The following is an 8570-nucleotide window of genomic DNA, read 5'->3' as shown; positions in this document are numbered from 1 at the left end:
TTCCTGCTCCTTCTTCGCGAGAGCCCAGTCGCCACGCTGCGCCGCATCCCAAAGGCGGACATAACCGTGCGGGTCGACATTGGCGATGCCGGGAACGACGCCGTGGGCCCCCATCAGCAGCGCCGTATCAACAACGATTTCCGAGCCTGTCATCAGGAAAATGTCCTTGTGCGCGGCGAGATCCAGAAGCGCATAGCGGAAATTGCCGTCGTCGCCGCTTGAATCCTTCAAGCCGATGATCGTGCCTTCCTTGGCGAGCGTCACCGTCGTTTGGCGTTGCAGCTTGACGTTGACGCAGACGGGAATGTCATAGGCGATGAGCGGCACATCGACGGCGTCGCGGATATAGCGGAAGTGGTCGAGGATCTCGGACTGGCTGGTAACGGTATAGAAGGGCGCTGTCACGACAACGGCGTCGGCGCCCGCTGCCTTTGCGATCTTCGCATGCGAAATGACCCGATCGGTCGTCGGATCGATGGTGCCGACGATGAGCGGCACGCGGCCGTTCACCACCTTCGCCGAATGTTCGATGATCTCGCGCCGCGTCTTGTCGTCGTAAAACACCACCTCGCTCGTCGAGCCGAGCACGAAGACCCCGTGGCAGCCGGCGCCGATCAGGTGCTCCAGAACGCGCGTATAGGAGGGATAGTCGACGGTGAGATCGTCGTTCAGCGGCGTTACGACAGGAGGAACCACACCCTTGAATTTGCTCATTTTCGCTTTCTTTCGATTGTCAGTTTAATTCGGCGCGAGGATCGAAGGCGTCCCTCAGGCCATCGCCAATGAAATTGATCGCAAGCACGGCAAGGACCAGCGCCCCACCGGGGAAGAGCCATTGCCATGGATATTGTTCGAGAACTGCGGTGGAGCGGGCGGCATTCAACATGTTGCCCCAGCTTGCAGCCGGCGGCGCAATGCCGAGCCCGAGGAAGGAGAGGCCGGCCTCGAGAAGAATGGCATTGGCGATCTGCAGCGTTGCATAGACCATCAGGATATCGATCGAATTCGGCAGGCCGTGACGGAAGAGCAGGTGCGGCAGGCCGGCACCCATGCCGCGCGCCGCCAGGACGAAATCGCGTTCGCGCAGTTCCAGCAGTCGCGAGCGGATCATGCGGGCAAGCAGCGGCCAGGAGAGCAGCGAGATCACCAGCACCGTCGGCCAGATGCCGGTACCGGCAATCGAGGCGAGCACGAGCAGGAAGATGACCGGCGGCAGCGTCATTACCAGGTCGACGAAGCGCATCGAAAGCGCATCAGCCCAACGGCCGGCCAGGGCGGAGACGGCGCCGAAGAGGAAACCGATCATCGCCGAGATCGCAGTCGAGGCGACAGCGACCAGAAGCGAGATGCGGCCGCCCTCCATAACCCGGGCAAAGACGTCGCGGCCAACGCCGTCCGTGCCGAACCAATGCGTCGCGGTCGGGCCGCTGTTCATCGCCAGAAGATCGATGTCGTTCGGCAGGAAACGCCACCAGAGCGGATAAGAGAGGATGATCGCCAGCATCGGGACTGCGACGCATAGCCCGAAGACGGCTGCCCGATTGAGAAGGAAGCGGTCAAAGGCGCGGGCGAGAGGGCCGGGGCTGCGGGTTGCGGTGCGTGCCAGCATCACTCAGCCCACCTTGATGCGCGGATCGATGACCGCATAGGCGATATCGGTCAGCAGATTGACGATGATGACGCAGGTGCCGATGACAAGCGTCGCACCCATGATGACGGGATAGTCGCGCGTCTCAACGGCATCGACGAGCAGCAGGCCCATGCCCGGCCAGTTGAAGACGCTTTCGATGAAGATCGCCCCGCCAATCGCAAGGCCGATGGTCGAACCGATCAGCGTGACGACGGGCAGCAGCGCGTTTCTAAGAGCATGCTTGGTGATGACCCAGAACTCGACGACGCCCTTGGCGCGGGCCGTTCGCACGTAATCCTGGTTGAGGACTTCGAGCATCGAGGCGCGCATGTAGCGCATGATCAAGGCAGCCTGGGCGATGGCGAGCAATGCTGCAGGCAGGATCAGATGCCGCAGGAGATCGAGGATTGAGAACTCCTCGCCCGGCGTCAGCATGCCGCCAGACGGCGTCCAGTTCAGCCGGACGGAAAAAATGTAAAGACCGATCAGCGCGCTCAAAAAGGCCGGGCTGGAAATGCCGGCAAGTGCGAAGACCGAAAAGGAAATGTCGGCGAGGGAATTGCGGCGCACGGCGCTGATGACGCCGATCGCAATCCCGGCGACGATCGCGATCACCAGCGCGGTGCCCATGAGGAGCACCGTTGGGCCGATGCGCGAAAGCACGAGGTTAAGGACCGGCTGGTCCAGCCGCTTGATCGAATAGCCGAGATTGCCCGCCAGCGCCTGCTGCAGCCATGCGAGATACTGAACCGGCAAAGGCTGGTCGAGCCCGAGCCGGCTGCGCAGGTCAGCAAGATCAGACGACGACATTGGGATGTTGGGATCGATATAGGCATCGATCGGATCGCCGGGGGCAAGGCGCAGCAGCAGGAAGATCAGCGCGCTCAAGGCAAGGAGCATGCCCATCCCGATGACAACGCGCCGGAGGCTGTATCTGAGCATTGGAAATCCATTCGGTGAGGGTGGCCGAAGCCACCCTCGATCGTTCAAGAAGAGCGCCTTATTCGGCGATCGACCACTGCTGCGGATTGGCCTGGTACGGCCCGCCGCCCGGAGCCGGCGTCCAGACGAAATCCTTGACCTTGGTCGACACCACGCCGTAGCGGTTCGCGACCCAAAGTGTCCCCCAGGGCAACTCGGTGTTCATCACCTTGCAGACCTGCTGATAGCGGGCATCGCGCTTGCTGCTGTCGGTTTCGGCAAGGGCAGCATCGAGCGCTGAGGTCAGATCCGGCATGCGGGCGCGCACGACGTTCGGGCCTGCCGGCGGTATCTGCTTTTCGTTGAGGCCGGGATTGATGCTGCCGGCATCCGGGCCGTTTTGCAGGCCGGCATAAACCATCTGGAACTGCGAGATGTCGGCATCTGCCTTCAGCACGATGCTGTTGTAGGTCGGCGCATCGACGGCGCGCGGCACGACATTGATGCCGACCTGGGCGAGCATCGCCTGCACGGCCGCGAGCACGTTGGTCGCAAGCGGCGTCGTGTAGTAGGTCAAAAGCGTGATCGGCTTGGCGCCGTTGATCTCATCCCAGCCGGCTTCCTTCAGCAGGTCCTTTGCCTTTTGCGGATCGTAGGCGTAGGCTTCGATATCCTTCGGCACCAGCCGATCGGCGATATAGGCGCAATTGGCCGGCGTCGCAGCGCCGGCGTAAAGGCTCTTGATGATGGCGTCGCGATTGATGGCATACATCACCGCCTGGCGGACGCGCACATCCTTCCAGATCGGCGAATCGTGGTTGAAGCCCAGATAGTTGACGACGAAGGAGTTGCCTTCGATGACTTTGAAGGACTTGTCGTCCTTGAAGGTCGGCACGTCGTTGGAATCGACATAGGTGAACTGGATTTCACCGGACCGCAGGGCGGCGATCGCTGCCGCCGGATCGGCGAAATATCGATTGATCACCTTTTCCAGCGCCGGCTTGCCGCCGCGATAATCGATGTTGGCAGCGAGCTCGACATATTGGTCGGTGACGTATTTGGTGAACTTGAACGGGCCGGTACCGATCGGCGACGTCGACCACCAGGTGCTCTTTGCAAGCTGGTCGGCGGGGGTGGAGGCGAGCGCGTGCTCGGGCAGCATCATCACCTTGGTCATCGTATCCAGGATACTGGCGCTCGGTGCGCTCAGCTTGACGACGAGCGTATGGTCATCGGGTGCCTCGACCGCCGAGACCGGCTTGAGGCGCGCGGCAAGCACCGATCCCGTCTTGGCGTTCGTCGCCAGTTCGATGGTGAATTTCGCATCCTTCGCCGTGAAGGGCTTGCCGTCATGCCACTTCGCATCCGCGAGCTTGAAGGTGTAGGTCTTCTGGTCGTCGCTGACCTCATAAGACGAGGCAAGGACGCCGACGACCTTCTGCAGCTTTTCGTCATAGGCGACGAGCGGCTCATAATAGATGCTGAGCCAGGTGAAGCCTGCGGTCGCGGCCAGCGGATTGAAGTTGCCCTGAAAGCCGCCGGGGCCGACGTCGAAGCCGCCGGAAAGCGTTGCCGCTTCAGCCGGCGTCGTCAAGGCTGGAATGGCGGTCGTCGCCATCATCGCGGCGATCGCGATAGCCGATAATCTGGACAGTCGTTTCATTGTGTTCCTCCCACATTTGAACTTGTCTTGTTATTTGCGATCACCCGGGAGATGCCGGCATAATGGCGATCCAGGCGTATGCGCGCCTCCTCCAGGTTCTTCGCTTCCACTGCATCGACGATCGCCTCGTGGTCCCTCCAGGTGGCCATGGGATCGACATTGTCGAGATTGACGAAGTCGGACGCCTTGTAGAAAGCCAGCCAGAAAACATCGATCAGCCGCACGAGCGTCTCGTTGTTCTGGCAGCGGAAAAGCAGGCGGTGAAAAAGCTGGTCGTCTTCCGCGAAGGATTCGCCGCGCTCGGCATGGAGGCGCATCCTGTTCGCCGTGGCACGCAGCTCGGCGATATCCTCATCGCTGATCATCTCGAGCGTCTTGCCGATGAGGCCGACTTCGAGCGTGCGTCGGATCTCGAGGACTTCCTCGATCTGGCGAAGCGCGCCGCCGAGGCCGTAAGCCAGATTGTCGAGCAGCGGCTCGAAGGAGAAGGCCTTGACGAAGATGCCGACACCGCGCCGCGATTCCAGAACGCCAAGCGACTCCAGCGCCTTGATGCCCTCGCGTAGCGAATTGCGGCTGACGCCGAGTTGGCTTGCAAGCTCTCCCTCGGCCGGCAGCAGCGTTCCCGGCGCAAGGCCGTTGTCGGCGATATAAGCGCGAAGGCTCTCTTGCACCGAGACGTGCAGCAGAGGCGCCCGCGTCAAAGGCTTCATCGTCTTAAGCGTCATGCGTTCTCGTTCATGCATGAGTTCAGAATAGGACAGACATATCCACTTGTAGGATATCTGTCAATTGGACATAGGACGCGCCTTGTGGATAGCGGCATCGGTTGCATCCATTGTTGTGGAAATCGCAGAGAGCCCGGCGTGATTGTTCAGTCGGACCGGCTGCAAAGCGAGCGGCCAGCTTTCGCGTCTTGAATTCCTCGGTGAGGAGATTCACGAATGCCACAGCAGATCGGGCTGCGCCAATCGTGTCGAACATCGGCTGCACGTTGAATTTGCCATAGGACTCAAGAGTGGCTCCTTCTTGAGAAAAGGCGCCACACGTCATGAGAAAGCACATCAGCTCGAAAACAGTCGGCAGGCACCCGCAATCCGCTGACGCTTAACCGCATTTTCTAGAGGTTTATTGTCGTGCTGGACTCGCCGTTTAATAGCCGCTTCAGGTGAAAGCTGGCGAGCCGGTCCTCAGTGTTTCGAACCACTAACGCGGCGAACGATGCGACTGCTCGAACATCGCCAGCCGCCAGCTCTTCAAAAGCATCCATGTATGCCTGTGTTTCTGCACTGGCACACTTTTCGGCTTCTAGGGGCTCGAAAGCGCGGATCGGCTCGACTCTGCCTCTTAGGAAGAGGTTGCCAACGGGACGACCGCAAAAATGCGGCACTTTTTCAGCGACGCTGCTACTTACACAAATACGGGTGCCCAGCGCCTTGTTGGCTACTTGCAGGCGCGCGGCAACATTGATGGTGTCGCCATAGGCGCTGTAGTCGAAGAACCTTCCTCCGCCGAAATTTCCGACAACAGCCGTGCCGGCATGCGCACCGATCCGGGTGGCACCAAGGGCCACACCTTTTCTGCTCCAATCTTCCTGGAAGGACCGCGCGAAGGCGTCAAGAGCGAGCGAACAGGCGACGGCCCGACTGGCATGGTCGGGCTGATCGGCAGGAGCGCCAAAAAGCACGTGGAGCGCATCGCCGATTATCTTTGCTACCGTACCATCATGGGCGAAGACAATGTCGGTCATGCCGACAATGTAGTCGTTGAGCAGCGGACCGAGCACTTCCGGGTCGATCGTCTCCACGAGGGTGGTGAAACCGGTCAAATCGGTAAAGAGGGACGCAACCTCCCGACGCGCGCCGCCAAGGTCGAGGGCGTCGGCACTGCTTGCTAAGCGTTCGGCGAGATTAGGCGAAAAGTAACGGGAAAGCGACGCACGCGCCTGCTCGGCCGCCGCCTGCCGGCGCTGCGCCTCGCGCATTGCCTCCACATGGTGGATCGTCTTGACGATTGTCGCCTCGAGATCGGCGAAATCTATCGGTTTGGTCACGAAATCATAGGCGCCGCGGTTCATCGCGGTTCGGATGTTGACCATGTCGCTGTAGGCGGAAACGATTACCGTGCACAGGTTCTCATCCCTCTCCTGAAGCTTCGCCAGAAGCAACAAACCATCCATGCGCGGCATGTTAATGTCGCTGAGCACCATATCCACGTCCTGGTTGCCGGCAAGCACGGCCAATGCCTCGACGCCGTCGCGAGCAAACAGAAAGCTCATTGTGCCGTCGCGAATCTGAGTCCGGAACTTTTGGACAATGAGGAGTTCCAGGTCCGGTTCGTCGTCAACAACGAGGATACTGCTTATCATGCGGCGCGCCCAACTCGCATGTCGATTTCCTCTCGCAATGCGGCGAAGTCGATCGGTTTCGTCAGAAGCGCTTCGGCGCCGTTTTCCAGAGCCTTCTGTTTCGTGTCCGGATCGCCATAAGCGGTGATCATGATCACCGGCACATCAGGCCGTATGCTCCTCGCTTTCGGCAGCAACTCCAGTCCGCTCATCCCTGGCATGTTGACATCCGACAGAATGAGAATGAGCGTGACATCGGCGGCATCGGCGATCCGCTTGAGTGCGGCTGGCGCCGACTGGGCGAACTCCATCACGAAGCGGCCGGCGCGCAGGTCTCGGCGAAACTGCTGTCGGAAGAGCAACTCGATGTCTGGCTCGTCGTCGACCACCAAGATAAGAAGACTCATGATCTGCCCTCCGGATTTGCGATCCCGGCGGCGATCCGCGGCAGTCGGATGCGAAACTCGGTGTAGTGACCGAGTTCTGTGTCCACGTCGATTGAACCGGCATGTTGCTTCACGATAATATCGTAACTGAGAGACAGGCCGAGGCCGGTCCCTTCGCCGGCAGGCTTGGTCGTGAAGAAGGGGTTGAACATCTTTTCCCTCACGTCCGGCGGGATGCCGAGGCCGTTGTCTCGGATAATGATCTCAACGCTCTCGCCGAGATTCCTGGTCACTGCCGCCAGCATCGGCTCATAACTGTCGCGGGACTCCGAAGCCGCGCGCTTGCTCGTCGCATAGAAGCCGTTGGAGATGAGGTTGAGAAGCACGCGCGTGATCTCCTGGGGATACAAGTCGACCTTTCCGGCAGTCGGGTCGAGTGACTTCTCCAGCGTTATATTGAACCCCTGCTTCTCGGCGCGGGCACCATGATAGGCGAGATTTAAGCTCTCCTCGACAATGACGTTGATGTCGGCACACCGCCGCTCGCCCGCCCCCTGGCGCGAGTGCAGGAGCATATTCTTGACGATGGAGTCGGCGCGCTTGCCGTGCTGGACAATCTTTCCAAGGTTACCCCTGAGCACCTCGGTGAGCTCATCGATCTCGGCGCGAACCGCACCTTCGGCGGTCGCGGCGTCGAGCGCCTGCTGCAACTCGTCGATCATTTCGAGGGATAGCGCCGAGAAATTGTTGACGAAGTTTAGTGGGTTCTTGATCTCGTGCGCGATCCCGGCGGTCAGCTGCCCGAGCGAGGCGAGTTTCTCCGTCTGGATCAATCTATCTTGCGCGATCCTCAGTTCCTTGAGCGAGCGCGACAACTCCTCGGTTCTCGCCTGCACTTCCTGGAAGAGACGCACATTTTCGATCGCGATCACTGCCTGATCGGCGAATGTCGATGCCAACTCGATCTGTTTTTCTGTGAAGGGACGCACGGTCGAGCGGGTCAATGCCAGCACACCGATCGGGCTCCCTTCGCGCAGGAGCGGCACCCCGAGCACTGTGCGAAACCCACCAAGTCTCTGTCCCTCGCGCATCGAATACTCTGGATCATCAAGCACGTCGGCGATCTGGACGGGCCTAACCTCCAGCAGGGTTCGCCCGACTATGGTGCCACGCCCCGGCTCGAGCGGGAGATTCCGAAGATACTCACCGAATTCTTGCGAGAAGCCGTAGCTGGCGACGGGATAGTGCGCGTCCCTCATCGGCCGGGTCATTGTTGCCATATCCGCCTCGCAGAGGCGGGCGGCGGATGTTACGAGGGGGTCGAGAACCGCCTGCAGATCGAATGCGGAGCGGCTTATAACTTTCAGCACGTCGGCTGTTGCAGTCTGCTGCTCCAGAGCGTCCGTCAGCTCGGCAGTGCGCGCCTTCACTTCGTCGAATAGCCGCACGTTCTCAATCGCTATGACCGCTTGGTCGGCAAAGGTCTGGAGGAGGTCAATCTGCTTTTCGGTGAACGGCCTGACTTCCGTCCGGCGAATGACAAGGCCACCGATTGCTTCCTCCTGCCGCAGCAGGGGCGCTGCCAGGATGGTGCGGTGGCCCATACGACGGCCATGCTGTGGC

General features: G+C 60.5%; 8 protein-coding genes. All 8 read right to left on the bottom strand.

Translation table 11 applies throughout. The features are described from left to right. On the bottom strand, window positions 1-714 hold a 714-nt coding region (locus C9413_RS22735; RefSeq protein ID WP_170250943.1), incomplete at its 3' end, for a dihydrodipicolinate synthase family protein. A 19-nt stretch (window positions 715-733) separates the two neighbouring features. Next, on the bottom strand, window positions 734-1609 hold the full coding sequence (locus C9413_RS22730; protein WP_039845756.1) for an ABC transporter permease: 876 nt from the start codon (window positions 1607-1609) through the stop codon (window positions 734-736). A 3-nt stretch (window positions 1610-1612) separates the two neighbouring features. After that, window positions 1613-2572 carry an ABC transporter permease gene (locus C9413_RS22725; RefSeq protein ID WP_039845755.1) on the bottom strand — a complete coding sequence of 320 codons (960 nt, stop codon included), beginning with the start codon at window positions 2570-2572 and terminating at the stop codon, window positions 1613-1615. Window positions 2573-2630: 58 nt separating this feature from the next. After that, window positions 2631-4214: an ABC transporter substrate-binding protein gene (locus C9413_RS22720; protein WP_039845754.1), complete on the bottom strand. Its 1584-nt coding sequence runs from the start codon at window positions 4212-4214 to the stop codon at window positions 2631-2633. Further along, entirely contained in the window at window positions 4211-4942 is a 732-nt protein-coding gene (locus C9413_RS22715; RefSeq protein WP_039845753.1) for a FadR/GntR family transcriptional regulator, read from the bottom strand. Before C9413_RS22715 ends, C9413_RS22720 begins: the two co-directional genes overlap by 4 nt. A 392-nt stretch (window positions 4943-5334) precedes the next feature. Then, the gene (locus tag C9413_RS22710) at window positions 5335-6582 is read right to left on the bottom strand and encodes an adenylate/guanylate cyclase domain-containing protein (RefSeq protein WP_039845751.1); all 1248 of its coding nucleotides are present in this window, start codon (window positions 6580-6582) and stop codon (window positions 5335-5337) included. After that, entirely contained in the window at window positions 6579-6968 is a 390-nt protein-coding gene (locus C9413_RS22705; protein WP_039845750.1) for a response regulator, read from the bottom strand. Before C9413_RS22705 ends, C9413_RS22710 begins: the two co-directional genes overlap by 4 nt. Beyond that, window positions 6965-8570: GAF domain-containing protein (locus C9413_RS22700; RefSeq protein ID WP_246703831.1), on the bottom strand; the 1606-nt coding region annotated here is incomplete at its 5' end. The genes C9413_RS22705 and C9413_RS22700, both read right to left, overlap by 4 nt.

The organism is Rhizobium sp. SEMIA 4085 (genome assembly GCF_013004495.1).
Lineage (GTDB): Bacteria > Pseudomonadota > Alphaproteobacteria > Rhizobiales > Rhizobiaceae > Rhizobium > Rhizobium gallicum.
Note: the sequence above shows the minus strand (reverse complement) of the source record. Positions and strands in the feature narration are given on the sequence as shown.

Bases quoted from the DNA above. Each gene is read 5' to 3' on its own strand.
- C9413_RS22730 (WP_039845756.1), bottom strand. From the start codon at position 1,609: ATGCTGGCACGCACCGCAACCCGCAGCCCCGGCCCTCTCGCCCGCGCC.
- C9413_RS22725 (WP_039845755.1), bottom strand. From the start codon at position 2,572: ATGCTCAGATACAGCCTCCGGCGCGTTGTCATCGGGATGGGCATGCTC.
- C9413_RS22720 (WP_039845754.1), bottom strand. From the start codon at position 4,214: ATGAAACGACTGTCCAGATTATCGGCTATCGCGATCGCCGCGATGATG.
- C9413_RS22715 (WP_039845753.1), bottom strand. From the start codon at position 4,942: ATGACGCTTAAGACGATGAAGCCTTTGACGCGGGCGCCTCTGCTGCAC.
- C9413_RS22710 (WP_039845751.1), bottom strand. From the start codon at position 6,582: ATGATAAGCAGTATCCTCGTTGTTGACGACGAACCGGACCTGGAACTC.
- C9413_RS22705 (WP_039845750.1), bottom strand. From the start codon at position 6,968: ATGAGTCTTCTTATCTTGGTGGTCGACGACGAGCCAGACATCGAGTTG.